28 protein-coding genes and 1 pseudogene are annotated in these 25,011 nt (G+C 60.8%); 13 read left to right on the forward strand and 16 right to left on the reverse strand.

Annotated elements, in window-relative coordinates; all coding sequences use genetic code 11:
* Nucleotides 1–32 precede the first annotated feature (32 nt).
* Together E5X88_RS09005 and E5X88_RS09010 are read left to right on the forward strand one after the other, a co-directional pair.
* The gene (locus tag E5X88_RS09005) at nt 33–560 is read left to right on the forward strand and encodes a GNAT family N-acetyltransferase (RefSeq protein WP_292160426.1); all 528 of its coding nucleotides are present in this window, start codon (nt 33–35) and stop codon (nt 558–560) included.
* A 149-nt stretch (nt 561–709) separates the two neighbouring features.
* On the forward strand, nt 710–1,114 hold the full coding sequence (locus tag E5X88_RS09010) for an OsmC family protein (RefSeq protein ID WP_292160428.1): 405 nt from the start codon (nt 710–712) through the stop codon (nt 1,112–1,114).
* Nucleotides 1,115–1,385: 271 nt separating this feature from the next.
* Here the strand turns inward: E5X88_RS09010 and E5X88_RS09015 are convergent, their stop codons facing one another.
* The gene (locus E5X88_RS09015) at nt 1,386–2,432 is read right to left on the reverse strand and encodes an ornithine cyclodeaminase (protein ID WP_292160431.1); all 1,047 of its coding nucleotides are present in this window, start codon (nt 2,430–2,432) and stop codon (nt 1,386–1,388) included.
* A gap of 3 nt (nt 2,433–2,435) precedes the next feature.
* Nucleotides 2,436–3,356 (reverse strand): arginase, encoded by a 921-nt coding sequence (gene rocF / locus E5X88_RS09020; RefSeq protein WP_292160433.1) that lies wholly within the window; start codon nt 3,354–3,356, stop codon nt 2,436–2,438.
* 131 nt (nt 3,357–3,487) lie between these two features.
* On the opposite strand from rocF, the gene E5X88_RS09025 reads away from it, so the two are divergent.
* Complete coding sequence (locus E5X88_RS09025; RefSeq protein ID WP_109670139.1) at nt 3,488–3,925, forward strand: Lrp/AsnC family transcriptional regulator; 438 nt, start codon at nt 3,488–3,490, stop codon at nt 3,923–3,925.
* 285 nt (nt 3,926–4,210) lie between these two features.
* Here E5X88_RS09025 and E5X88_RS09030 read toward each other — a convergent pair.
* Nucleotides 4,211–4,953, reverse strand: a pseudogene (locus E5X88_RS09030) (SDR family oxidoreductase).
* Between the two features lie 99 nt (nt 4,954–5,052).
* Between E5X88_RS09030 and E5X88_RS09035 the strand changes: the two are divergent.
* On the forward strand, nt 5,053–5,997 hold the full coding sequence (locus tag E5X88_RS09035; RefSeq protein WP_292160440.1) for an AraC family transcriptional regulator: 945 nt from the start codon (nt 5,053–5,055) through the stop codon (nt 5,995–5,997).
* Between the two features lie 88 nt (nt 5,998–6,085).
* Here the strand turns inward: E5X88_RS09035 and E5X88_RS09040 are convergent, their stop codons facing one another.
* From E5X88_RS09040 to E5X88_RS09050, 3 genes are all read right to left on the reverse strand, one after another.
* Entirely contained in the window at nt 6,086–6,652 is a 567-nt protein-coding gene (locus tag E5X88_RS09040) for a DNA-binding protein (protein WP_292160442.1), read from the reverse strand.
* On the reverse strand, nt 6,653–7,054 hold the full coding sequence (locus tag E5X88_RS09045; protein WP_292160443.1) for a hypothetical protein: 402 nt from the start codon (nt 7,052–7,054) through the stop codon (nt 6,653–6,655).
* A gap of 204 nt (nt 7,055–7,258) precedes the next feature.
* Entirely contained in the window at nt 7,259–7,885 is a 627-nt protein-coding gene (locus E5X88_RS09050) for a transglutaminase-like cysteine peptidase (RefSeq protein WP_292160445.1), read from the reverse strand.
* 268 nt (nt 7,886–8,153) lie between these two features.
* On the opposite strand from E5X88_RS09050, the gene E5X88_RS09055 reads away from it, so the two are divergent.
* Nucleotides 8,154–9,629: an FAD-dependent oxidoreductase gene (locus E5X88_RS09055; RefSeq protein ID WP_292160448.1), complete on the forward strand. Its 1,476-nt coding sequence runs from the start codon at nt 8,154–8,156 to the stop codon at nt 9,627–9,629.
* 132 nt (nt 9,630–9,761) lie between these two features.
* Here E5X88_RS09055 and E5X88_RS09060 read toward each other — a convergent pair whose 3' ends face one another.
* From E5X88_RS09060 to E5X88_RS09075, 4 genes are all read right to left on the reverse strand, one after another.
* Entirely contained in the window at nt 9,762–11,156 is a 1,395-nt protein-coding gene (locus tag E5X88_RS09060) for a Do family serine endopeptidase (RefSeq protein ID WP_292160450.1), read from the reverse strand.
* A 246-nt stretch (nt 11,157–11,402) separates the two neighbouring features.
* Entirely contained in the window at nt 11,403–11,834 is a 432-nt protein-coding gene (locus tag E5X88_RS09065) for a hypothetical protein (protein WP_292160452.1), read from the reverse strand.
* 217 nt (nt 11,835–12,051) lie between these two features.
* On the reverse strand, nt 12,052–12,351 hold the full coding sequence (locus E5X88_RS09070) for a DUF1236 domain-containing protein (RefSeq protein ID WP_292160454.1): 300 nt from the start codon (nt 12,349–12,351) through the stop codon (nt 12,052–12,054).
* A gap of 281 nt (nt 12,352–12,632) precedes the next feature.
* Nucleotides 12,633–12,761 carry a hypothetical protein gene (locus tag E5X88_RS09075; RefSeq protein WP_292160456.1) on the reverse strand — a complete coding sequence of 43 codons (129 nt, stop codon included), beginning with the start codon at nt 12,759–12,761 and terminating at the stop codon, nt 12,633–12,635.
* Nucleotides 12,762–13,001: 240 nt separating this feature from the next.
* Here E5X88_RS09075 and E5X88_RS09080 point away from each other — a divergent pair, with 240 nt between their 5' ends.
* From E5X88_RS09080 to E5X88_RS09095, 4 genes are all read left to right on the forward strand, one after another.
* Nucleotides 13,002–13,166 carry a DUF3309 family protein gene (locus tag E5X88_RS09080; protein ID WP_292160458.1) on the forward strand — a complete coding sequence of 55 codons (165 nt, stop codon included), beginning with the start codon at nt 13,002–13,004 and terminating at the stop codon, nt 13,164–13,166.
* A 156-nt stretch (nt 13,167–13,322) separates the two neighbouring features.
* A complete protein-coding gene (locus E5X88_RS09085) occupies nt 13,323–14,729 on the forward strand; it encodes a PAS domain S-box protein (RefSeq protein WP_292160459.1) in 1,407 nt (468 codons plus the stop codon).
* Nucleotides 14,730–14,931: 202 nt separating this feature from the next.
* Nucleotides 14,932–15,198, forward strand: coding sequence for a hypothetical protein (locus E5X88_RS09090; RefSeq protein WP_292160461.1), 267 nt, complete (start codon nt 14,932–14,934; stop codon nt 15,196–15,198).
* 163 nt (nt 15,199–15,361) lie between these two features.
* The gene (locus E5X88_RS09095; RefSeq protein ID WP_292160463.1) at nt 15,362–15,598 is read left to right on the forward strand and encodes a hypothetical protein; all 237 of its coding nucleotides are present in this window, start codon (nt 15,362–15,364) and stop codon (nt 15,596–15,598) included.
* A gap of 121 nt (nt 15,599–15,719) precedes the next feature.
* Here E5X88_RS09095 and E5X88_RS09100 read toward each other — a convergent pair whose 3' ends face one another.
* The 3 genes from E5X88_RS09100 to E5X88_RS09110 all read right to left on the reverse strand — a co-directional run bounded on the left by E5X88_RS09100 (nt 15,720) and on the right by E5X88_RS09110 (nt 18,100).
* Nucleotides 15,720–16,328 (reverse strand): cysteine hydrolase, encoded by a 609-nt coding sequence (locus E5X88_RS09100; protein WP_292160465.1) that lies wholly within the window; start codon nt 16,326–16,328, stop codon nt 15,720–15,722.
* Between the two features lie 285 nt (nt 16,329–16,613).
* Nucleotides 16,614–17,894: a DUF763 domain-containing protein gene (locus tag E5X88_RS09105; protein ID WP_292160467.1), complete on the reverse strand. Its 1,281-nt coding sequence runs from the start codon at nt 17,892–17,894 to the stop codon at nt 16,614–16,616.
* Complete coding sequence (locus E5X88_RS09110) at nt 17,819–18,100, reverse strand: hypothetical protein (protein ID WP_292160569.1); 282 nt, start codon at nt 18,098–18,100, stop codon at nt 17,819–17,821. Before E5X88_RS09110 ends, E5X88_RS09105 begins: the two co-directional genes overlap by 76 nt.
* A 49-nt stretch (nt 18,101–18,149) precedes the next feature.
* On the opposite strand from E5X88_RS09110, the gene E5X88_RS09115 reads away from it, so the two are divergent.
* From E5X88_RS09115 to E5X88_RS09125, 3 genes are all read left to right on the forward strand, one after another.
* Nucleotides 18,150–18,269, forward strand: a complete 120-nt coding sequence (locus tag E5X88_RS09115; RefSeq protein ID WP_292160469.1) for a KTSC domain-containing protein — start codon at nt 18,150–18,152, stop codon at nt 18,267–18,269.
* Between the two features lie 278 nt (nt 18,270–18,547).
* Nucleotides 18,548–20,977: an EAL domain-containing protein gene (locus E5X88_RS09120; RefSeq protein WP_292160471.1), complete on the forward strand. Its 2,430-nt coding sequence runs from the start codon at nt 18,548–18,550 to the stop codon at nt 20,975–20,977.
* A gap of 118 nt (nt 20,978–21,095) precedes the next feature.
* Nucleotides 21,096–21,965: a Ku protein gene (locus E5X88_RS09125; RefSeq protein ID WP_292160473.1), complete on the forward strand. Its 870-nt coding sequence runs from the start codon at nt 21,096–21,098 to the stop codon at nt 21,963–21,965.
* A gap of 81 nt (nt 21,966–22,046) precedes the next feature.
* Here E5X88_RS09125 and E5X88_RS09130 read toward each other — a convergent pair whose 3' ends face one another.
* Nucleotides 22,047–22,844: a Ku protein gene (locus E5X88_RS09130; RefSeq protein WP_292160474.1), complete on the reverse strand. Its 798-nt coding sequence runs from the start codon at nt 22,842–22,844 to the stop codon at nt 22,047–22,049.
* A 222-nt stretch (nt 22,845–23,066) separates the two neighbouring features.
* Here E5X88_RS09130 and E5X88_RS09135 point away from each other — a divergent pair, with 222 nt between their 5' ends.
* On the forward strand, nt 23,067–23,756 hold the full coding sequence (locus E5X88_RS09135; protein ID WP_292160476.1) for a phosphoribosyltransferase: 690 nt from the start codon (nt 23,067–23,069) through the stop codon (nt 23,754–23,756).
* Between the two features lie 349 nt (nt 23,757–24,105).
* Here E5X88_RS09135 and E5X88_RS09140 read toward each other — a convergent pair whose 3' ends face one another.
* Nucleotides 24,106–24,420, reverse strand: a complete 315-nt coding sequence (locus E5X88_RS09140; protein WP_292160478.1) for a hypothetical protein — start codon at nt 24,418–24,420, stop codon at nt 24,106–24,108.
* Nucleotides 24,421–24,539: 119 nt separating this feature from the next.
* Nucleotides 24,540–24,788 (reverse strand): hypothetical protein, encoded by a 249-nt coding sequence (locus E5X88_RS09145; protein WP_292160480.1) that lies wholly within the window; start codon nt 24,786–24,788, stop codon nt 24,540–24,542.
* Nucleotides 24,789–25,011 lie beyond the last annotated feature (223 nt).

The raw sequence follows: 25,011 nt of genomic DNA on the forward strand, positions 1-25,011 counted from the left end.
GTAATTGCGGACCTCAGGATTACAGGCAAAGCATGACTACGAACAGCAAGTCAACTCTTACCACGCGCACTGGATTTCGCTTCGACGTGCGCAGCGCACGCCCCGAGGATGAGCCAACTTTGGCGGAGTTCTTCACCCATGTGACGCCGGACGATCTGCGATTTCGCTTTCTCGGCGGAGTGAAGGCGGTCTCGCATGAGCGGCTCGTCGCAATGACGCGTTCCGATGATGCCGGGATACACAACTTCCTTGCCTTTTCGGCCGACGGATTGCTGATCGCCGTTGCGACACTGGCATGCGATCAGCCTCGTCAGCACGGAGAAGTCGCGATCTGCACGCGCGCAGATCACAAGCACCTGGGAGTCAGCTGGGAGTTGCTCGCCTACATAGCGAGATATGCCGAAGGGCTGGGCCTCGATACAATCGAGTCGATCGAGAATCGCGAAAACCGTGAGGCCATTGAGCTCGAACGCGATATGGGATTCGTAGTGACAACCTATCCTGACGATCCGACACTTGTTCTGGTTCGACGGCAGCTAGGACGCAAAGCACCGGACTAGCTGCCAAGGATCGCCCGCCTCGGCTTGGTCACCAATCGCTCCTTGAGGATGTCCATGAGGCTGACCGCGCCCGACCGCTGCCGGCACTCAGATCACGAATGCGCCAAGCACCGGCATGATGGCCAGAAGTCCCATTAGGCAGGTCCCAAATGCTCGAGTACAAAGTCGAAGCAAAACGAATTAACGCGCAGGGCAGCGTCGCAACGGCCAAGGGCGCCGAGATCGTGCTCGATACCAGCCTTGGAGGGCGCCTCGACGCGTTCAATCCGGCCGAATTGCTGCTGGCCGCTGTTGCGGCCTGCATGATCAAGGGCATCGAGCGGGTTACGCCGATGCTGAAGTTCGAACTTCATGGCGTCGAGGTCAAACTGCATGCCGTTCGGCAGGACAGTCCGCCGAAGATCATTTCGATCGAGTACGCACTGACGATCGACACCGACGAAACCGACCAGCGTCTCGAGCTTCTGCACAAGAACGTCCGCAAATACGGCACGATCTCCAACACTGTTGCGATGGCCACGAAACTCGAAGGCACGATCAGAAGAAGGGCATGAACCGTCTGCATGCCGAAATCAGCTCGTGCCCAGGATGGGCTGGCTACGCTTCGGTTCCCGGAACGCGAGTTTGCTTGTCGGCGCGGCACGGGTCAGTTCGTTGACGTGAGCACTTCAAGTCACCTTGCCAGCCTCGTCGCTTCCCTGCTTCCCGCGTCAACTAAACACGGTACCTTTCGGCTATTACGGACCCGCTCTGCGCCGCGGCCGTCGCGCTGCAACTATACATTTCGACGGTGAAGCTGCCGGTTGGATGGCCAGCACAGCAGTTTCAGTCGTTGTTTGCGGCCCGCAAAAGCATTCCAAACAGGTCACGCGGTTCATCGGGATCAGCAAGAAGATCCAACTCCTCGTAAAAGCCGGTATCGGCAAGTTGGTCGCGCACGTAGCGGAGAGCCGAGAAATCCTCGGTGGCGAAGCCGACGGAATCGAACAGCGTGACCGCGCGGCTGTCGGCCCGCACCGATGTCTTGCCAGTCATCACTTCCCAAAGTTCGACGACTGGATGGTCCGCAGCGAGCTGCTGGATTTCGCCCTCGATCCGCGTCTGGGGAGTGTATTCGACGAATATCTGCGAACGCAACAGGATGTCACGATGGAGCTCGGTCTTGCCCGGGCAGTCGCCACCGACTGCATTAATGTGAACGCCGCTGCCCACCATGTTGTCGGTGAGGATGGTCGCACACTGCTTGTCGGCGGTCACCGTGGTGATGATGTGTGCTCCCTCCACGGCGGCATGCGCGGAAGCACAGGACGTGATGTCGAACCCCAGCCCCGCAAGATTGTCCGCGCATTTGCGCGTGGCCGCCGGGTCGATGTCGTAGAGACGCAGTCTGTTGACGCCAAGCAGCGCCTTGAAGGCGAGCGCCTGGAATTCCGACTGTGCGCCGTTGCCTATGATGGCCATGCACTCCGCGCCCTTCGGCGCAAGGTATTTCGCGGCCACCGCCGAGGTGGCAGCCGTGCGCAAGGCGGTCAGGATCGTCATTTCGGAAAGCAGCATCGGATAGCCGTTGCCGACATCGGCCAGAACGCCGAAGGCGGTCACTGTCTGCCGGCCGTCGCGTGTGTTCTTGGGATGACCATTGACGTATTTGAAGCCGTAGAGGCGACCATCGCTCGTCGGCATCAGTTCGATCACGCCATCGATGCTGTGTGAGGCGACGCGAGGCGTCTTGTCGAACAGCGCCCAGCGGCGAAAATCCTCCTCGATATACTCAGCGAGATCGGTGAGGAAGCGCTCGACGCCGATGGCAAGCACCAGCTTCATCATGTGGTCGACGCTGACGAAGGGGACGATGTTCAGTCTGGCGGTCATCGATCAAAAGCTCCTGGTCGGCCGGTCCATGATGCGGCGCCCCATGAGGCTCGCCGTCAGGTCGACCATCAGCGTGGCCGTGCGGCCGCGCTCGTCGAGAAAGGGATTGAGTTCGACAAGGTCGAGACTGCTGACCAGGCCGCTGTCCGAGAGCATCTCCATGACCAGATGCGCCTCGCGAAATGTTGCCCCGCCTGGAACGGTGGTGCCGACCGCGGGCGCGATCGACGGATCGAGGAAGTCGACATCGAGGCTGACATGCAGAAGGCCGTTCTCGGCCGCTACCCGGTCGAGGAAAGCGCCCAAAAGCGGAGCGACGCCGTGTTCATCGATGGCGCGCATGTCATGCACGCTGACGCCCGCGGCGCGCAGCGCCTGCCGCTCGGCCGGGTCGACGCTGCGGATTCCGAACGTACAGATGCGGGTCGGATCGATCCGCTCCGGCAGCTCTGGAAAGTAGCCGTGGAAGCCGGGCTGGCCGCTGGCATAGGCAAGCGGCACGCCGTGGAGATTACCGCTGGCGGTGGTGTCGAGCGTGTGGAAATCCGGATGCGCGTCGAGCCACAACACGAACAGTGGCCGCCCGGCTTGGGCCGCGCGACGTGCAAGCCCCGACAGGGTGCCGGCCGAGATGGAGTGATCTCCACCGAGAAAGATCGGCATGGCGTCGGCGCTGGCAGCATAGGCGGCGTCCGTAATGCCCGCCGTCCAAGCTGAAATCTCCGGCAGCGCCTTCAGCGCCAGGTTGCCATGAGCAAGCGGTCGCATCGCCGCCGGCGCGACGGTGCCAAGATCGTTTACCGTATGGCCAAGGTCCCTGAGAGCGCCGACCAGCCCTGCCGTCCTCAAGGCGCTCGGTCCCATTTCACAGCCCATTCGTCCAGCGCCGTCCTGCACCGGCGCGCCCAAAATATTGCAATTCATACAAGCTCTCCCTCTATGAGGCCGAGGGGGAGTTGAAGCGTATGCTGCCGGCAGAATGAATAGCACTGATTGGCAAAATTCGCAGCAAGAGCTATCATTTTGAGATATCTGGCTGCCATATTGGGAAAATGATGGATTCGCTCGACCAAAAACTCATCACGCTCCTGCGCCACAGCGCGCGGCGGAGCATCTCCGACCTGGCGGCGGATCTTGGCGTATCGCGCGCCACGGCACGCTCGCGAATGGAGCGACTTGAACAGTCCGGCGAAATCATCGGCTACACGGTTATCCTGCGCGCCGAAGCGATCAGCTCGGCCGTCAGAGGTATCATGATGATCGAGATCGAAGGCCATGCCGCCGATCGGGTGATCCGCGCACTTGGCGGTTTTGCGGAAGTCGCTACGATCCATACGACGAATGGGCGCTGGGATCTGGTGGTCGAACTCAACACGGCAACCCTCACCGAGTTCGATGCGGTGTTGCGCCGGATACGCCTTGTGCCCGGTATCACCGGCAGCGAGACGAGCCTGCTGCTGGCCACGCCGCGCAGCACAAAGGCCCGTCTTTAGGCACGGCTGCTTGCAAGGTCGTCGTGCAGGATTGGGATAGCCAGATTCCGTCGTTGCTCGCCGGGAGGTTCGACGTGGTTCTTACCATCGGACCCAACCGGAGCGCCTCAAGGTAATCGACTTCTCCAAGCCCTACGTCATCACGCCCAACACATTCCTCGTGCCGGCCGACGGCCCTCTCGCCAATCTTCCTCATACCCGCGAGAAACTGTCGACCGATACTCCTGAAGGTCTCCGAATGGCTGCGGAGATGGTGCTCATGCGCTGGCGGCCGGCGCCGGCCCCCTAACTCGCTCGAGCCAACGCCACAGCGTCGGGTCCTGCCGGAAAACGGAGTTGGCCTGATACATCGTTCGCGGCATGCCACACCGCCTCGGCCACGTCGGACTCCTTCGTCACCATGGCAGGCCTGGCGAATTCAGCGAAGATCGGTCCTGCAAACGACGCATATGCCTCAGGAATCAGTTCGTCGATGCGCAGTTCCGTATTCTGCGCAAACCGCGTGGTTGGGGCGTAGCCGGGCGCAACCAGCTTGACCCGTATGTCGAACGCCCGCAGTTCGTGGGCCAACGATCCCATGAACCCTTCGATGGCCATTTTGCTGGCGGTGTAAACCGCTGCCAACGGCATCGGAGCAAGCGTTGCGCTTGAAGTCACGTTGACCACCACGCCCGATCTGCGGGAACGAAACTGGGGTATTACGGCCTGGGTCATCGCCATAACGCCAAATGTGTTGGTCTCGAACACTTTGCGCACATGAGTCATTGGTGTCGCTTCGAAGGCGCCGACGACACCGATGCCGGCATTGTTGACGAGCACGTCGATTGGGCCGCTCGCCTCGAGCGCCGCCGATATGCTCTCCGCATTGGTGACATCGAGCGGCAGTACGCGAATGCGATCCGACCGAGGCAGAATTCCTTCGCGCGGCGTTCGCATGGTGGCAAGGACAGTCCATCCTTGGGAATGGAAATGGCGCCAGTCTCGAGTCCGTAGCCGGACGAGCAGCCCGTAATGAGTACGGTTTTCATGTCGAGGTCCCTTCATGGAGGTTGACGCGAGAGAAATAACCTCCATGATCAGGACTATCATCGATCAGAAGTCCGTATTTCGTGAGGGACAGTCCGGAAATGCCAGATCCTCTCTGTCAAGTCATCGAACTCCTGCGGCCACGCACCGTCTTCTCGAAAGGGATCAGCGGCGCAGGGCGCTGGGGTGTGCGCTATTCCGAGTTCGGCGAGCCGGGCTTCTGCGCGGTAATCGAGGGCCGATGTCGCCTTGCCGTCGATGGAGAAGACCCCATCAGTCTTGAGGAAGGCGACTTCGTGCTTCTGCCGGCGACGCCCGCCTTCACGATGTCCAGCTTCGAATGGGCGGTGCCCAGACACATCAATCCGAAGGTGACGCCCGTGCCCGCTGGGGAGGTTCGTCACGGCCGGCTCGACGGCCCTCCCGACGTGCGCCTGCTCGGCGGCTATTTCGTTTTCGAGTCTCCCGATGCGGCTTTGTTGGTGTCGCTTCTCCCCGCGATGGTTCACGTGCGCGGAATCCAGCGGCTTTCGCTGCTGGTTCGCCTCGTCGGCGAGGAGGCCAGCGAGCAAAGCGTCGGCCGCGATCTTGTGCTTGCGCGTCTCGTCGAGGTCCTGCTGATCGAAGCGTTGCGGGCAACTCAGGGGAAAGACGCACCGCCCGGACTCCTGCGCGGGCTGGCCGACGCGCGCGTCGCCGAAGCCTTACGGCAATTGCACAGCGATCCCGAGCGGTCGTGGACCGTGGCTGACCTTGCACGCAAGGCGGGAATGTCCCGATCGGCCTTCTTCGACCGCTTCACGCGCACCGTGGGGCTCCGGCCGATGGAGTACCTCCTCGGCTGGCGCATGGCTGTTGCGAAGGACCTTCTGCTGAGCAGGGGCATCGCGCTCGACGAAGTTGCGAGGCGGGTTGGCTATGGTTCGGCAAGCACATTCAGCACCGCTTTCAGCCGCCATGTGGGGCAGCCGCCCGGCCGTTACGCGCGTCGTGACCGGCGTGACAAAGGACCGGGCGCTCCCGCGTTCACCCGCGCGCACCAGTGACGCAACAGACGATGTCGGTGCGATGATCCATAGGTCTGATCGCGCGTGTGCTCGTTGACATGGTGCTCTCCTCGCCATGGAGTGATGATCAAGCTCGACGATAAAACAGCGCTCGCCCGGTCGGGATTAGCTGGAGAAGATAATCGAAGTCGCTGATGTTCCCGGTGAGGACCGTAAACCCTAGTTTCTGCGCCTGCAGGAACAAAACACAATCCTGAAGGGCACGAAGCCGAGCATCTTTCCGGTAGCCCTGAAGGCGACATAGGATGCCCGACAGTAGGGCACCTTTTCCAAGCACGTCGGGATCCGGTGAGAACACACGATGCGAGTGCATGACGCCAATGGTCATGCCAATCTGCTTGATTGCGGTCTTTGTACCGGGATGTTTGGGGTCTAGCACGCCGACGGTGTGCATGAGTTCTTGGATGGCAATCGTCGAATGATTGCTGAGCCTGAGATCGAGCAGATCGGCCACGACGTCCGGGGCGCGTCCCTGCAAACCATCGATATAGACACAGGTGTCGAGCATGAGTTCCTGCCCCGCCTCGGCGACATTGTCGAGGAAAGGCAGTTCATCATCCTTGCGACGAGACAGTGTTTTTTGGGGATCGAACCGTGCCCAGCGGACAGACCCAGCGAAATCGAAATCCGTCATTCAGAACCCAAGCTTAAGGGACGGATCGACGGTTCCCCTCGTCTTTCTGAATGTTTCTCCGAAATTATCGTCGAGCGCGACATTGGCGAGGGCGAATTCGATCAAGTCGGTATCAGTCTCAATCCCAGTCTGCTTCTTTGCTTTTTCAATCAGCACCGGGCTAATGCGACCGCCGATCCTCGTGCTCTTGTCGCCTAGGAGACCAGAAAGTTCCGCCGCCTTCAGGACGGCTTCGAAACGGGTTCTGCTGATCGGGACAAAGGTACCAGTCGTTTTTACCCGACCGACCTTCGAAAGCGGCTCATCCACCTTCGATGCCATGTCAGCGCGCTTTTGAATGACAAAATGCCCTTGTCGCTCCGTACCGCTACCTGTGTGTTTCTTCCTCGCTGCCTTCGCCATGACGCAGCCTCCTATGTCTGACATTTCGCGATTTCGTCTAACATAGCACAGGCACAGCGATTTTCAAGAAACCCGCAATGCTGGCGACTGGGGACCGTCGAGGCCGGTCACGTAAATCGCGTCCACACAACCTGTGTCAAACCTTGCCATTCGCGGACATGGCGCGGGAGCGCCAAGCGCTATCCAGTCGCAAACTCGAAAGGTTCAGTCGACTGCCCCGACCAGAACATCGGGATGTCCACGTATCGCGACCCAGCGCTCGGTATCTGTGGACGACTGCCTTTTTAGAAACCTATACCCGGTTTCCGACCAAAGCTTCACGTCGTCGTTGAGGTTGTCGAGCACGTAGTCGCCCTTGTCGGTCCTGATCGTCAGCACTGCGTGCCCCTCGCCATCCTTCTTTTTGACGACGGTGATCAGCAGGTTCGAGAGCGATATGCCCTGCAGCTCGAGCATCTGGCGCTTAAGCAGGACGTAGTCCTCGCAGTCGCCCCGCGCGTTGTCAGGATAGGACCAGAATTCCATCGTTCCATGAACGGCAAGGTCGCTCGCGGGTTTGATCGATCTGTTCACGAGCCTGGTGATGGACGCCAACTTATCTTCCATTCCTCCGCTCATAACGACCGGAGGAACGTCGCCTGATCGTATCCTGCATTCCGCGGCATACCTTCGGCAGAATTCGATGTAGCCGACAGGGACGGATGTCGGTTGCCCGATGGCCATGGCACCAGACACCGCGTCGGCCGATGCTTGCTCCATCGGCGTCGCGGACATCATCAAGCCTGTCAGCAGGCCAGCGCACAACCATGCCCGCGGTATCACAAATCCCATTCGCCCCGCCCAAGGTAACGACCCGAAACATCCTTTAATATCGCGTTACCATCTTTTCATAGGCACATCAACGTAGCCGACACACAATTTAAAGCTACGGTCGCGAGCCATCACCACGCGCGTGCCATCACGACGATAAAGGGTCCCAAACCAACGACCGGCTGCTTTAGAAGCCCGGCTTCGCGCCTGGGATCGGCTGTCCAGGGAACGTTCCCGTGCAGACGCGGTTATCGAAATGTCAGGTCGACGCACAAGGAACGCGGTTGAAATGGCCATTCTTTTGGGAAAAACGGGAAGCTGTTGGACGGCAGCAGCCACCGCTATGAACTATCCCCAGCTCGAGGGCTCGGTCGATGCCGATGTCGTGATCGTGGGCGCTGGAATTGTCGGGCTCACCACCGCACTTCGCCTTTGCGAGGCCGGTCGATCGGTGATCGTTGTCGAAGGCCTGCGGACAGGCGGCCAGGTGACCGGCCGCTCGACGGCCAAGATCACGACGCAGCACGCGCTGATCTATCGTCATCTTATCGACACTCTCGGCCGAGACCTGGCGCAAACCTACGCCGATGCGAACTCCGCCGGCGCCGTCCAGATCCGGGAATGGGTTCGCAACTATGCCATCCCCTGCGATCTCGAGACCAAGGACGCCTATACCTACACCTGCGATACAAGCCGGCGCGCGGAGATCGTGGCCGAGGCTGAGGCCGCGCGTCAGGTCGGGCTGAACGCCGATAGTCTCGAACGCGCGCCGCTCCCTTTCGAAACGGCCGCCGCTCTGCGTTTTTCCGACCAGGCGCAGTTCAATCCGGCGATGTATCTGGTTGGCCTGGCTCAAGCGGTTACGGCCCTTGGCGGGCGGATTTTCGAGAACAGCCGTGCCGCCTCGATCGGCGAGGCGAGCCGCTGGCGCGTCGTCACCGAAGGCGGCACCGTTCACGCCGAGCATCTGGTTGTCGCCACCAACATGACAGTGAAGAGCCCTGTCGGCATGGCGAACCGGACCCAGCCGCGCTGCCACACCGCCATGGCGTTTCGGATCGAGGACCCCCTTGCCGTCGACGGTATGTTCATCGGCATCGACGATCCGACGCATTCCATTCGCACAGGCCGCGACCCCGACGGTCCGCTGCTGGTCACGCTCGGTCCCAAATTCGACACCGGCCAAGACGGCGACGTGGCAAAGCGGTTCATCGAGCTGGAAAAATGGGCAAGGAAGAACCTTCCGGTTGGGAACATTGCGTGGCGCTGGTGTAACGAGGACTATGATACGGCAGATCGGGTTCCGTATGCCGGCGAACCCGATCCCGACAAGGCCTCCGGCTTCCACATCGCCACCGGGTTCAACGCCTGGGGCATCACCAACGGAACGGCCGCTGGCGCGATGATCGCGGATTTGATTTGCGCCCGGCCAAGCCCGTGGCAAAAGCTCTACGATCCGGCGCGCCCCTATCCCGAGGACTTCCACAAGAACGGCCGCAGCCAATCGATCGTCTCAGGCGCCGACGACATTGCGCCCGGCGCGGGCGGCGTAATCGTCAGGGGCGACGAAAAGATCGCGGCGTGGAGAAACGCTGAAGGCGAACTCCATTCCGTTTCGGCGACATGCACCCACAAGGGCTGCACCGTGACCTGGAACAACGCGGACAACACCTGGGATTGCCCTTGCCATGGGTCGATTTTCGCAGCCGACGGTTCAGTCATCCACGGTCCAGCCCGAACACCGCTTGCGCCGGCGGCGCTTTAAAAGCGGTGACTGACTCGGCCCGGCGTCACGAAACGACCGTGGTCCGCTGTTGTTCCCGTTGGCAGCCCTAAGAGGCGGTCCCTCGCGGCAGCAGGCGGTCGATCCGACGAAGGCCTACACGACGCCTTGCCGTCAAGATGTGGCTACGGCAACGAAAAGCGACTGCCCCTGCCTGTCGATGCGGAACAATAAGGGCTTGTTCTGCTGGCGTGATTTCGCCCATTCCTCTTGGACATCCGATGGCTGTGTCACATTCCGGTTGTTGGCCGAAACGATCACGTCGCCAGGCCGAAGGCCGTTTGTGGCGGCGAGGCTGTTGGGAGCCACATCCTGCACGAATACGCCTGTAGTGCCCGGCTGTAGTCGCAGTTGCTGACGCGCCTCATCGGGAATCGGGCTCAGCGACAATCCAAGGCGCGCGTCCGCTGCTTCCGGGTTTGGAACGGCGCTGGTCTGCACCTCCTCGTCGTCGCGCTGACCGACGGTCAGGGCTATTTCCTGTTGGCTGCCCCCGCGGTTCCTTGTGAGCGTCGTCTTTGTCCCCGGCTTTTGGCTCGCAGCCGCGAGCGTCAGATCGTGGACGCTCTGGATGTCCTTGCCGTCAAAGCGCGTAATCACGTCTCCTGCCTGTACGCCTGCCTTCTCCGCCGGACCGCCAGGTTCGACAGACGCGACCAGCGCGCCCTTGCTACCGGATACGCCAAGCGCTTCGGCGATCGGCGGGGTTATCTCCTGGAGACGCACGCCGATGAAGCCACGCTCGATCCTGCCGGTGCGGATCAACTGGTCGACGACGTTGCGAGCAGTGCGGGATGGTATCGCAAAGCCAATCCCTATGCTGCCGCCTGAGGGAGATACGATGGCCGTATTGACCCCGATCACTTCGCCGCGCGCGTTGAACAGGGGACCGCCGGAATTGCCCCGATTGATCGAGGCATCCGTCTGGAGAAAGTCGTCATAGGGGCCGGCCTGAATGTCGCGCGAACGGGCTGAAAGCACGCCGACGGTGACGCTCCCACCGAGGCCGAACGGACTGCCGATCGCGATCGTCCATGCGCCGGGCTGTACTGCGTCGGAGTCGCCCCAGGCGGTCGTCGTCATGTTGGGCCGCGGATCGACCTTAAGCACGGCGATGTCGGTTCCCGGATCGCGGCCAACCAGCCGGGCGGGCGACGTTTCCTTGTCCGAAAAGACAACGTGGATCTCGGTCGCGTCGGCAACAACATGGTTGTTGGTGACGATATAGCCCTCCGGGTTGATGACGAAGCCGGAGCCAAGAGCCTCGCGCACCTGCGGTTGCGCCGGTCCGGGGTTACCGAAAGGGCTGAAAAAATCGTCCAATGTCGTCTGGCCCTGGATAATCTGTCGGGTGGTTATTGCGACCACGGCCGGTATTTTCTGGCGCACGATCGCTGTGAAATCATTCGGGATTTCCTGAGCTGCGACCGGCGCAAGGCCGTCGGCCGGGAAGATCAGAACTCCGGCAATAAGGCCGGCGCAGAGCTTTTTGTTCAACACCGGAAACATGGTTCGCGACTCCTTCAACGTTCAGTGATCAAGCGTTCCACAACCTTTTCGTTCCCGTTAGCGAGTTCGAGGGCGTCGGAGCCGTCCGGTTTGCGGCTTTTCGATCCGGGCACCTTCCACTGTTCTATGCCGGCAATGTCGGCCTCTAAGGCCTCGTCAATGTCGGACCTGCACCGCGATACGAAGCCGTCCGGGAAACCCGGCGCCCGCTTTCGAGACCACGACTTGTCGCCATGCCGCGCGGCGTCAATGCGCTAGCGCCGCCCTTAGCCAAGCGAGGACTCTGTTCCCGTTGATTGTCCGGCGGACCCTGGCGGCAGCCCATCGCGCTTGCATCGTGGCGCCGACGTGGCAATGGCAGACGATGTCGTGCAACTGCCAGTCACTCACTTCGAAGAAGCGCTTCGCCTCCCCATAGGTGTCGTCTTTCAAACCCTCGGCGCGCAGCACCGGATCCTCGTAGGCAACGGTGATCGGCGACCCCGCGCCACGCGCCACGGCACGGGCTTCGGGAGTGAGGTATTCGGTGCCTGTAAGCGCTCCGAGACAGCGCTGTGGATTTTGTTCGAGAAGCTCCGCCCAACGCTCGATCCGCTGCCTTCGAGTCATGGTCGGGTATGTCGCCGAGAGCTTGACCTCCGCGATTGTCTGCAGTTGGTCGAGTGTCTGGTGTTTCATAGTCGGCTCCTTTCGATCGGTCGAAGCGCCCACGCCCTGGGAAAAAATTATCGCGCCGTGACGCGCTGACAAGGCCGGTCCTGGCCCGGAATTGGCAATATGAAGGCGCGGGTTGCTTCACGTCACCCAAAGCCGAGGCTACCGTTAGCGATGACGCACGCGTTCTTCCGTTGAAGCCCGCCGCTTGCCAAAGTGACGGGCCTTTCAGCGGCAACGGTCACCGGATGATTTTGACGATCTTGCGTGTGCCTGGATCAACGACGACGGTCTGATTATCGACGACAACGTAGCGGTATTCGACGTCGGGCACTTCGTGAAGCTCGACCGTATCGGGCAGCGTTGAGCCTATATTGAGCTCCACTCCAGGGATTTCCACCGATGCGAGCGGCTGCTTTTCCACATATTCCCTGATGACGGTCTCCTGTTCAGGCGCGATGATCACGTCCTGAGCGGCAGCGGCGCCGATGTCTGCCAGCAGCAAAAATCCGGCGGCTGCAATGGAAAAATGCGTTCTCATGATTGTCTCCTTTCACCATGGTGACCTCTTACGCTACGCTGCCTCACTCCATGCGCAGCGGGATCGCACAGTCGGTAAACGCCATCGGATGTGGCTTGTTCCCAACGGAAGCTGCCCGCATGCCGGTTCGCTCATTGGCTGGAACAGAATTTTCGGTCCAAAGCAGGCGCCAGGCTGCGGATCACGGCCAATCGATCTGGGACGGGAAGGCAGTGTCTGCTTCGACGGTGTCGGGCAGGCATGGCGCGGGGGTCGCAAATCTTGCGTGTCGATGCGGTTCGTCATGCATCGAGTTCCGGCACCAGCATTATGTTTGCGTGGCGCCGTGGCCATAACGGCTGGCCGAACAGAAGGAAGACGCCGCCAACCGTCAGGGCCACCAACAGGAGCGCCACAAGATTGGCGGACATCTCCCCAGACGCATGAAGACCTCCGCCTTGCGAACGGCTTACGCGTAAAAGGGCGACCCGTGACCCGCCGATGAATAACTGAAAATCGGATAACCAAGGCGGTCCCGATCTCTGGTTTCCCAGGCCCTGTTGGCTTCTGCCGGTGGAACAGGAACGCCCTCTTGCGAGTTCATGTTCATCAACGGGCGCATGGGACGTGCCCTTGTAAATGGCGTGTGTGCGCAAACAGGGAGAACCACCATGAGCCTCGGCACCATTCTCATCATCATTTTGATCATTGCGTTGCTTGGCGGGTTTAGCGGCTTGGGTGGCGGGCCGTTCTATGGCACCGGCTACTATGGCGGCGGCGGCCTTGGCCTTGTGTTGCTCATTGTCATTATCTTGGTCCTGCTCGGGCGCATCTAAGCGCCACCCGCACCGTGCCCCCCGGATGTCGCGTCGAGCAATGTCGCGGCATCCGGCAGGGGAGATGGTGGCGCACGCAATGAGCCGACGGGAACCTAAATCGCTCAGCCGCATTCTATGTCCGCACAAATCCACCAGAATGGCGCAGGCAATAGTGTGGACTTCCTTCAACAAGCCGATATAGGCCTTGGAGTTCCGGGTGTTCCCTCTGCCGATCTGTTGCAGTCGCTGCCCGTTGCCATCTACACCGTCGACAAGCAGGGCCGCATCACCTTCTTCAACGAACCCGCGGCTGAGCTGTGGGGCCGTCGTCCCGTCATTGGCCAGGACCAGTGGTGCGGCTCGTGGAAGCTTCGCCAGATCGACGGCCGGCCAATGGCGCATGGCGAATGTCCGATGGCTGTGGCGCTGCGCGAAGGACGTGAGGTCTCATGGGACCAGGCGATTGCGGAGCGGCCGGATGGCGAACTCGTTCCGTTCAGGGCTCACCCACGCCTGCTTCGCGACGGAGCGGGCAATGTTGTCGGTGCCATCAACACGCTGCTCGACCTGCGCAAGCAGACCATGGGCGACGAAGCCCGCATGCGTCTTGCCGCCATCGTGGAATCGTCGATGGACGCCATCGTCTCGAAGGACATGAACGGCATCATCACCAGTTGGAACGATGCGGCAGAACGCTTGTTCGGCTACACGCCCGCCGAGGCGATCGGCCGCCCGGTGACGATCCTCATTCCACCCGATCGGCTCGACGAGGAGGCCTCGATCATCGGTCGCATCCGCCTCGGCGAACGCGTCCCCTCCTATGAGACGATGCGCCTGCGCAAGGACGGCACCCTCGTTCCGGTTTCGCTCACTATCTCCCCGATCCGCGACGCCATCGGGCGGGTCGTTGGTGCCTCCAAAATCGCGCGCGACATCAGTTCCCACAAGGAGAGCGAGCGACGCATCCGGCTGCTGATGCGCGAGGTCAACCATCGCGTGAAGAACCAGTATTCGGTGATCATTTCGATGATCCGCGAGACCAGCAAGCTGGCGAGCACGCCCGAGGCTTTCCTGGATCAGGTTCGGGAGCGCATCACGGCGCTTTCGGAGTCCCATGATCTCCTGGTCAATGCCGACTGGGCCGGCGCGACCGTCGGCGATCTGGCCCAAGCTCAGCTCAAGGCCTTCGCAGCGCAGCCCGTCGTGTCGATGTCCGGGCCGATCGTGCTGCTGCAGCCAAACGCCGTGCAGTATCTCGGCATTGCGTTCCACGAACTCGCCACCAATTCGGCAAAGCATGGGGCCCTGTCCGGCAATGGCGGACATGTCGACATCGATTGGGATGTGGTTCCTGCCGGTGACGGCGCCGATATCTTTCGACTGGTCTGGCGTGAGGAGGGCGAGCCGATCCTGGACGCCGTCAGGAGGCGCGGATTCGGATCCGTCGTCCTCGAGAGAGTGGCGCCGCAGGCACTCAGCGGCAACGGGCGGCTGGTATTCCACGAGCAAGGCGTCACCTGGACGCTTGAGGCGCCGCTGTACTCCGTCCAGGCATCGCTGAATGATATCGCGGTCGATTGAAGGAATTTCGCTGCAGCGGTGTCCCGCCCGAGCAATTTATGCTGACGCCACCTACTACGTTTGGCCCGTTAGGTGAAGAAGGGCGAAACGGCTCTGTCCTCCAGAATATCGAGGGTAGGATTGCCTAAAGCCGAGCGATGTTCCCTGATTCAAAAACGGCGAGGCTATCGAGTTCCATGGGCACCCCGCAGAACTGGGCCGCTTGCAGCACAAGGCACTCGATGTCTTCCAGCGCGATGTTTTCCGCGAGGTTCCGCAGCCGAACGGCCTCCGCAACCCCAGTAACATTGACTATCCCGCTGGACCGGGCGGCTGCCCAAACCTGCAAGTCAACGTCGTGGCACAAATGAGCCGAAAAACCGTTTCTCATGGAAAAAACCCTCGCTTTCAGGAGCGGTTTATCCCTCACATTCAGCATGTGCCATATCGGCTCGAATGGCAAGCAGAATTCGAAAAATTATGGTATTAAATCAATTAGTTAGCATATCCAGCAGACTGCACTGTCAGTGCCTTCCAGTAACTGTGGGCATTCCGCGTCGACGGCGTATGAGCCGGCCTTGACGTCCGGTGAGGGGATCCCTAATTTTACTTCAAATTAGATAAATACTAACTTTAAGCGGCTGGAGGCGGATATGGCCGAACTGGAAAGACCCGAACGACTGCAGATCATGCTAACTGGTGACGAATTAGTGGCATTGGAAAACTGGCGCTTCGAAAGGCGCATGCCAAGCCGGTCGGCTGCCGTGAGAGAGTTGCTGCGGCGCGGTCTCCAAGCGGACGGATTTCTGATGGCAGCACAAGGTGCCAAGTCGCAGGATTTTGGAATTCTGCCCACGTCCGGGATTGTCGATGGATCGTCCGGCGACTAGCCGCCTCGCCAGTGTGGGAGGTTTCTGCAGCCTCGAAACGTTGGACGATCAAGAGAAACTCATCAGGAAGCCGGCAACCGACTTCGAGCCAGTTGCCGGCTTCCAATTGCAGCGAAGCTGCTCAAGTCCAGGATGACAGGATGGTCTCCATTTCGACTGTTTCGACCTGCTGGGCGAACCGTTGGTGGTAGACCGTCAGGAGAGCGTCATGCGTTGTGTCCGAGGAACTGCACAGCGCGTCGGTGACCAGAACGACCCGATAGCCGAAATCGATAGCCCCCAACACGGTGGCCAACACGCAGACATCGGTTTCCCCACCGGTAACAACCAGCGTGTCGACGTGGTGCCTGGACAGGAAAGCCTGGAGCCTGCCCTCCAGCCACGGTGAGTAGATGTGCTTGTCGATGACGGCTGCCGGCGGACAATGTCGTGCCAGGGAAGGCAGGAGGTCAACCATTTCGGGGTCGAGATTAGCCATCGTCATCGACGCCCAGCGCTCGTAGTATCGCTTCCACGCACCAACCCCCTGCCCTGGTTCTTGTGCGGGCAGGAACCGGGTAAAGACGGTTTGCCGGGCCCGCCGTTCGACAAGGCTTTCGATCAGAGGCAGGACGCGCTCAATCCACGGCGTCGCCCAAGGCGATGGTGATGCGAACAAGCGTTGCATATCGACGCACAGGTGCACGCATGTCTCTGCCAATGGTCCGTACGCCAGTCCCGGCGTCGACATCAGGACATCGACAATGGCGGAGCCATCTCATCGCCCACACGTAATTGACGCCATGGAATGAATGAGGAGGCTCCCTTGTGCATGAATTCAACCTGTTCGAACGCCCTGCCAACAAACGCGAAGCGTCGTATCTCGTTCCCCGGTGGTCTGAAATCGACGATCGGGCTTTGCTGCCTCGGGGCCATAGACACGTGATGACCGTAAGGACAGCAATCGAATGCCTTAAACCGAACGCCGACCAAGGCGAGCTCCGCTGAATTGCGGCCCGAGCCCCGGTTATCCTTCTTACTTGACTTGTTTGACGTCCGCGGGCGCGGACGCCTCGGGTGCGGGCTCCCGGCCGAACACGCTGCGACCGCCCAGCAGATGCGATTGATCGAACTCTCCGGCGACGATTTCCTTCAGGCTGGGGTCCGTGACATAGCCTTCGACCTGCCGTGACTGGTCGTCCAGCCGCTTCAAGGCGCCGATTTCTTCGTCGCGCCCAAGCCTGGCCTTGCGGACGGCCGATTTCAGCACATCGATCGTCTCGTCATAGACCTTGAGCGGCACGGGGAATGGATGCCTGTCCTTGCCGCCATGCGCCAGCGAGAAGCGCCCGGGGTCGGAAAATCGGCATGGCGCGCCATGCAGCACCTCGGCGACCAGTGCCAGCGCCCGCACCGTCCGGGCGCCGACACCGGGGACCAGAAGAAGCTCGGAGAAATCGGCGGGGCCACGCTCGGCGGCCGCCGCCATGTTCCCGTGAAGACGACGCATGACGACATCGCTTTCGCGAACGTCGTGGTGCGCCGGCATGATCAGGTGCGGCAGCATCGGCTGGTGGTCCAGCGCCTGGTCCGAGGCCTCGGCCGTGCCGCGCTCCAAAGCGGCCAACTCCCTCAGGATGCGATCCGGTCCAAGGTCCTGCAGGAGCTCCAGCTGCCCCTTGCGCGAAGCGCCGGCGCGGCGGTCGGTCAGGTTGACGATCTCGCCCTGGTTGGCGCCCTCGATGGCGGCATGCGGCTGGTCGACGAAGCTCTTCAGGCCTTCGGACAGCCAATGATAGCGGCGCGCCACCTTACTGTCGCCGTTCATGCCCTGCTGCACCACGACCCAGTCGCCCTCGTCGGTGACGATGAAGCCATGCAGATACAGATCGAAGCCGTCCTGAACGGCGGCGCTGTCAACCTTGGCGACGAGCCGGCTGGCAGTTGCCAGGGCTGTTCCGTCGAAGCCGACGCGCTCGCCGATGACGGCAAGCTCGTGCGGGGTCTTGCGTGAATGCGCGCCGCGGCCGCCACACACGTGAATACCGAGTTCGCCGGAGAGCGGAGCCAAACCACGTTTCAAGGCACCGATGACGCTGGTCGTGATGCCGGATGAATGCCAGTCCATTCCCATGACGGCGCCAAACGACTGGAACCAGAAGGGATGCGCCAACCGGCGCAGCAGCTCCTCGCGACCGTAATGGTGAATGATCGCCTCGCACATGACCGCGCCAAGGCGCGTCATGCGGTCGCCGAGCCATTTCGGCACCCGTCCGCCATGAAGCGGAAGATCAGCACTTCCCGATCGCTGCGCCAAATCTCGCTGCCTGTTTCCAATGCATGCCTTGCGTTCGACAGATAGGTATCGAAAGCGGTGTGAAGAAGCGATGATACCCGCTTCGAGCTGCCGATGCCCGATCCGAATCCCGGTGCCAGGCCCGCTCCGGTTCCATCGGCGGCGGAACCTGGCTTGCCGGGAGGGTTATTGCCCAGACCGCGTCGAGTGTTGGGAAATGCCTTCAACCGCCATCCAAAGCATGAATTACGATCCGGCGACCAGGACGCTCTCCGTATGGTTCGTCCCAAGCGCACATCGCTAGACTACGACAACGTACCGCCGCGGACCTACGCCGCATTCCGCAAAGCCACGTCAAAAGGCCGGTTCTTCAATGCGTTCATCCGAGATCGGTAGAGGTACCATCTGGTCGAGCGGAGCCAGCCGGGATGAGATCCGGACGCAATGAAGGATCGGCCGGTCGCCGGCAGTCTCCCCGATGCTTTGCGGATGGCAGGGGCTGCTTGGGACCAGCATTGTCATAAGTCCAATCCAAGAAGCTTCGAACAAGAAGACGACGCCAAGGGGTCCTGCGTGAGGAATAAATCCAAGTCTCAACGGCCGCTGAAGGATTTCTAAAGACCTTGCTGCAACGATTGCTGCCGAGAGGCTCAGACATGCCCCGTTCAAAAGCTATGGCCGAAACGCCGGCCGAGACGTTTCCGGCGGAAGATATTGATGCTCTGCGGCGTGTGCTCGACGCTGTGCCGCATCCGATCTTCATCAAGGACGACCAGCACCGTTTTGTCGTGCTGAATCAAAGCATGTGCGAGCTCATGGGGCATCGACACGAGCAACTGGCCGGCAAGACAGATCACGACTTCATGCCAAAGGAGATTGCAGACGTCTTTCGGCGGATCGACCAGCTGGTGCTGGAGACCGACGAAATCAACGAAAACGAGGAGTTCATCCGCGGTAACCATGGAGAGGTTCGCACCATCCTGACCCGAAAGAAACGGGCCTGCCTTGCTAACGGCACCCGCCTCGTCATCGGTTCCCTGTCCGATATCACCGAACTGAAACAGCGTGAGGCCTCGTCGCGACTTCTGTTCGACAGCAACCCTGTTCCGATGTGGGTATTCGAGAAAAGCAGCTTGCGGTTTCTGGCTGTCAACGACGCTGCGGTCGAGAGTTACGGCTACACTCGAGAGCAGTTCCTGGCGATGACATTGCTCGACATCAGGCCGGCTCAGGATGCCGACGCACTGCGCAAGATGGCCGGAACGAAAAGGGATAGTTACGACACTGGCCAGACATGGCGTCACCTGAAGGCGGACGGAAGCCTTATCGACGTCATCGTCTACTCCCAGAGGTTCCAATATGAAGGCCGCGCGGCGGCAATGGTGGCGGTCGTCGATGTGACTGAACGCAAGCGGGCAAATGACGAACTCCGCCGCACCCGCGAATTTCTCGACACGATCATCGAAAACGTTCCCGCCATGCTTTTCGTCAAGGAAGCTCTAACTCATCGCTACATCCTGATGAACCGCGCGGGCGAGGAATTGCTCGGCATTCCTCGCGATGAACTGATCGGCAAGACGGATTACGACCTCTTTCCAAGGGATGAGGCGGATTTGTTCTTCATGCGCGACCAGGAAGTGTTGCGTGCCGATCGTCTGCAGATCGCAGAGGAGGAGACTGTCCGCACGCGCTCCAATGGGATGCGCGACCTCATGATGAAAAGACTCGCAGTCGACAGTGACGATGGAAAAAACAAATACCTGCTCGGCGTTGCCGAGGACATAACCGAGCGCAAGCGCGCCGTGGCGCGCATTGCCCATCTGGCAAACCACGACGCGCTTACCGATCTTCCGAACCGTCCCGCCTTTGCGGAGCGTCTGAATTTTACCCTTGAGCGGGCGTCATCGAACAGCGAGCGCTTCGCGGTCCTGTGTCTCGACCTGGACGGGTTCAAGGATATCAACGACGTGTTTGGCCACTCGGCGGGAGACGAACTTCTGCGCAAAATGTCGAGCCGTCTTGCCGCGGCGGCGAACGGCGCATTCCTGGCCCGCATTGGCGGCGACGAGTTCACCCTGGTTGTCGCCGACGGCCCGCAGCCTGCGACCGCGGTTGCGCTTGCCGATCGTCTACTGGAAACAGCGGCGGAAGACTTCGACATCGAGGGTCAAAATCTGCGCGTCGGGCTGAGCATCGGAATCGCCTTTTTCCCAAACGACGGCACGACTGCGGCCACGCTCCTCAGCAATGCGGACGCCGCGCTCTATCGTGCGAAGGCTGCGGGTCGTGGCGTGTTTCGCGTGTTCGAAGCCGATATGGACAGGCGGCTGCGTGAACGACGCGTCCTTCAGCAGGATCTCCGGTCGGCGATCCTTCGCAAGGAGCTGATGTTGCACTACCAACCACAGGCCCTGGTCTCCGGCGAGATCATCGTCTTTGAGGCCTTGGCCCGCTGGCGACATGCAGTGCATGGCATGGTTTCACCATCCAAGTTCATCCCGCTGGCTGAAGAAAGCGGGCTGATCATTCCGATTGGCGAGTGGATTCTCCGTGAGGCTTGTCGGGAGGCTGCATCCTGGGCGAATCCCCTCCAGATCGCGGTCAATCTTTCGCCGGTCCAGTTCCGTCACGGCAATCTTCCGGCCTTGGTGCACACAATCCTGCTCGAGACCGGCCTAGATCCTGGCCGCCTGGAGCTCGAAATTACCGAGGGCGTGCTGTTTGACGACTTTTCACGCGCGAGCTCGATCCTCAGGCGGCTGAAAACCCTTGGCGTGAAAATAGCCATGGACGATTTTGGCACCGGCTACTCGTCTCTTTCCTACCTGCAATCCTTCCCGTTCGATAAGATCAAGATCGATCAATCGTTCGTCGCCAAGCTCAAGAACACGCCCCAATCCAGCGCCATTATCCGCGCCATCGTCGGATTGGGACGCGGGCTCTCCATGAACATCGTCGCGGAAGGCGTGGAGACATCGGCGCAACTTGATTTCCTGCGTGCCGAGGATTGCAATGCGGTGCAGGGCTTCCTGGTCGGCCGGCCTCATCCCATCGAGCGATATGCCAGGCAGGTCGGCCGATATGAGGTCGCAGCGATCCGTTAGAAATCACGGATCGCTGACCTCAACCGACGTTTAAGGCCAAAGAAGCGCCGAAGGAACAAATCGCGGCGCCGCCACGTTGCATTTCCAGTGCAATGCTTGTGACAGTGAGGCTGTTGTCTTGGCGCCGAGAGCAAATTGGAAGGGCTTCCTGAAAATTGGAGAGTTTAGCTGTCCGGTGGCGCTCTATACGGCAGCCTCGGCCTCCGAGCGGATCGCCTTCCACACGATAAACCGCGCCACGGGACACAGGGTGCATCGCGCGTTCGTCGATAGCGACACCGGCAAACCCGTCGAGAAGGACGATCAGGTCAAAGGGTATGAGATCAGCCCGGGTGACTACGTCATGCTCGAACCCGACGAGGTCGCAGACGCTGTCCCCGAAAGCGACAAGACGCTATCGGTTTCGGCCTTCATCGGCTGTTCCGAGGTCGACGACGTGTATTTCGACAAGCCGTATTACCTCGCCCCGCCGGACAAACACGCGGAAGAGGCATTCGGGCTGATCCGCGAAGGCATGCGCAGGAAGAAAGTCGCCGCGATCGCCCAGACCGTCCTGTTCCGGCGTGTCCGGACCCTGCTCATCCGGGCCTATGACGAAGGGCTGGTCGCAACCACGCTGAACTTCGACTACGAAGTGCGCTCGGCGGACGAGGCCTTCGACGACGTCCCGGACCTGAAGATCAAGGGCGATATGCTCGAACTGGCCGAACACATCATCAAGACCAAAAAGGGGAAATTCGATCCAACCAAATTCGACGACCGCTACGAGACGGCGCTTGCCGAGGTTGTAAAAGCAAAGCTCGAGGGCAAAAAGATCGCAATTCCCAAGCAGCCCAAGCGGGAGAAGGTCGTCGATCTTATGGACGCGCTGCGCCAGAGTGCCGGCATTGGCGGCAAGCAGCCCTCGACCAGGAAGCCCCCGGCAAAATCAAAGCCGGCGCGCCACGCAAAGGCGAAGGAGACTGCGCCGCCCCGGAAGGCCAGCTGACAAATGGCGCTCGAGACTTACCGCAAGAAGCGCAACTTTCAGTCACCCGGTCCGTTCCTCAATCCCGCCTCCTCCAGGCGCCTATTTTCGCTTTCCAGCCTCCGAGTTGATGCTCTTGCGCAGCGCATCCATGATGTTGATTACGTTGCTGGGCGGTTGCTCGGCCTTCGCCTTGGCTGGACGCTTCCTGCCTTTCTTCTTCGAGGCAATGATCTCCAGCAGCCGCGCCTGGACCGGATCTCCGGTCATGCCTGAATCCCATTGCCTGGTTCGCTCATCGATCAAGGTCGAGACCATATCCATCATTTTCGGGTCGGGTTTGGCATCGTCGATCTTGCCGAAATAATCCTCGGGATCGCGAACCTCGTCGCCATAGCGCAGTGTCCACAGCACGATGCCCTTGCCTCGCGGTTCGAGCATGACGGCACGCTCGCGGCGGTACATGACCAGTCGCGATATTCCGACTGTCCCTGTCGACTGCATCGCGTCGCGAATGACCGAAAATGCCTCCTCCCCGACCGGATCGTCCGGGGTGAGGTAGTGGGGCTTGTCGTACCAGATCCAGCCGATGCTGTCGGCATCGACGAACATGTCGATGTCGATGGTACGCGTGCTCTCCAGCGCGACCGCGTCGAGTTCATCATCCTCGAGAAGGACGTATTCGTCCTCGCCGCGCTGATATCCCTTCACCTCGTCGTCCTCAGCAACGGGCTTGCCGCTGACGGCATCGACATATTGGCTGACGACGCGATGCCCACTCTTGCGATTGAGCGTATGGAATCGGACCTTTTCCCTCTCGGTGGTAGCGGGTGTCATTGCGACCGGACAGGTCACGAGCGAGAGCTTCAGATAGCCTTTCCAGAAAGGACGCGGCGCCATCAAGGACCCCCGGGGGGAAGGTGCAAAACAGTCGAACGCGCCAGGGTGATCGTTGTTCCAGCAGCGTTTCGCCGCGCATCCCAAGGCTGGGCGGCAAGATCGCCCGCCTTCGACCGCAGGACTGGGCATCAATCGCCCATTCCGCTAAATCTTATCGACGGATGACGAAACAATTGCCTTCGATCGCCGTTTCGCCAAATCATCCCTGGGAAGGCAAAGACAATGATCCTTGACGTGCCGAGATTCAGAGATCGAGCGGATGCGGGGCGCCAGCTTGCCGCCGCATTGATCGGGTTCGCGGCGGCCGATCCGCTGGTGCTGGCGCTGCCGCGCGGCGGGGTTCCGGTTGGCTTCGAAGTGGCGAAGGCGCTCCGTGCCCGGCTCGACGTGCTGCTTGTGCGCAAGATCGGCGCACCGGGCGATCCCGAATACGGTATCGGCGCGGTCGTCGACGGGGAAAATCCGCAGCTCGTGCTGAACGAGGAGGCGATGGCTTTGGTGCAGCCGTCAGACGATTACGTCGAGGCAGAAAAACGGCGGCAGCTCCTCGAAATCGAGCGCCGCAGAAACCTCTATCTCGGCAGCAGGCCTGCGGCTCCAGTCCTGGGCCGGACCGTCATTGTCGTCGATGACGGCATAGCGACCGGAGGAACGGTCAGAGTGGCGCTCAAGGCGCTGAGGAAGGATCGGGCCGGCCATGTTGTCTTGGCCGTTCCGGTAGCGCCCCGGGAGACGCTGGACCTGATAAATCCCGATGTGGACGAAGTGGTCTGTCTCGCCACGCCCGAACCGTTTGTTGCGGTGGGCCGGTATTATGAGAATTTCGAGCAGACCACGGATACGGAGGTGGTCCGGCTGCTGCAGCAGGCAGAGCGGTTCGAGAATAAATCATCGATGCAATCTGCCGGTTAGCTCATCGCCGACAGCCGGGGGCGCACGCACCGGCGATATTTTCTTTCTGGTGATTGCGGGCCACGGTCTTCGCGAAGCGGAGCGCAGAACCCGGGATTGACGCAAGAGGGTGTAGTTGCGTGGCTTCAACTTGACAGGTGACGGCAGTAATGCTAGGAATTTATCCATAGTGCTGATTTGCGCCGACGACCGCCGCAAGGCGGTTTTTTGTTTCAGGCATCACCCTTCGCCGGGCCGTAGGGAGATCGAGGCGGACCTCGCCCGGGAGCCGCTGAAGACGATGATGGGCTGACGGTGCTTGCCTGCCTGCGGACCAAAGGCCGTTGACCTGCAACTTTCCCCGGGCCGGTCACTCCTTGACGTAGGCGCCCGGCTGGTGGCCGCTCTTGGGGGTCTTGGCATCCTTGGAGCGCCCGGCGATCGAGGGGCCTGCACCGGACGTCTTTTGTGTCGCGGCACTTGGGGTGGCTTGCCTGGCCGGATTCTGCCCTTCGGACTGACGGGTCTTGTCCTCCACCTCGCCCTTTGACCGTGTCAGGCCCATTCCACCGGCAGGCTTCTTGTTGCCGGCCGCCTCTTGGGAGAATTGGTCCGAAGCGTCCGCATCGGTCTTGGCCGGGTATTTGGTTGCGCCGTGTTCGTAACGGGTGTCGTTTCTAGCCATAGCGTTTCTCCAATTGCCTCGCTCACCTGGATGTTGCGCGGCACCGCGCCGTCAAACGGGCGCGGCGCCTGCTGGCGCGGCTGCCGATAGTCCGCAAACGCTCAGGCGTCCTTCGCCAGTCAGGCCTCTCGCCATGGCGTGCGTAGGATGTCGGCGCCGGGCTGCTCGTCGAACAGGACCGCGCAGCCGCGCGCCAGCGCTACCGGCGACAGGGCATTGGCCACGGTTTCGTCCGGCGAGATGAAGTCGCCGGTCAGTACCCGCCACTCTTCCACGGCTTTGGCCATCGACACCAATCGCCCCGCGGCGCGGCCGGTCGTACAGGCGTTTATGACGGAAACGAGATCGATCATTTGGAACTGGCCCATCACAGGCCTCCGCAAACAGCGTCCCTTTCCGACTATGAACGTCGCGGGGATCGACAATGTTCCCGGCCTGGCCGAAAAGGGCGAGCGGTGCGAACTTGCCATCAACCATTCGGCTTCAGGCGCGGTGCATCACATCGCCCCTCAGAAGCCCCACCGGTGTCGCGCCCACAGAGCTAAGCATCCTCTTGAGCGCTACCGCGACCCCTATGGTGGCACCTCTTTC

The sequence above is a fragment of the Mesorhizobium sp. genome (assembly GCF_004962245.1).
Classification (GTDB): Bacteria; Pseudomonadota; Alphaproteobacteria; order Rhizobiales; family Rhizobiaceae; genus Mesorhizobium.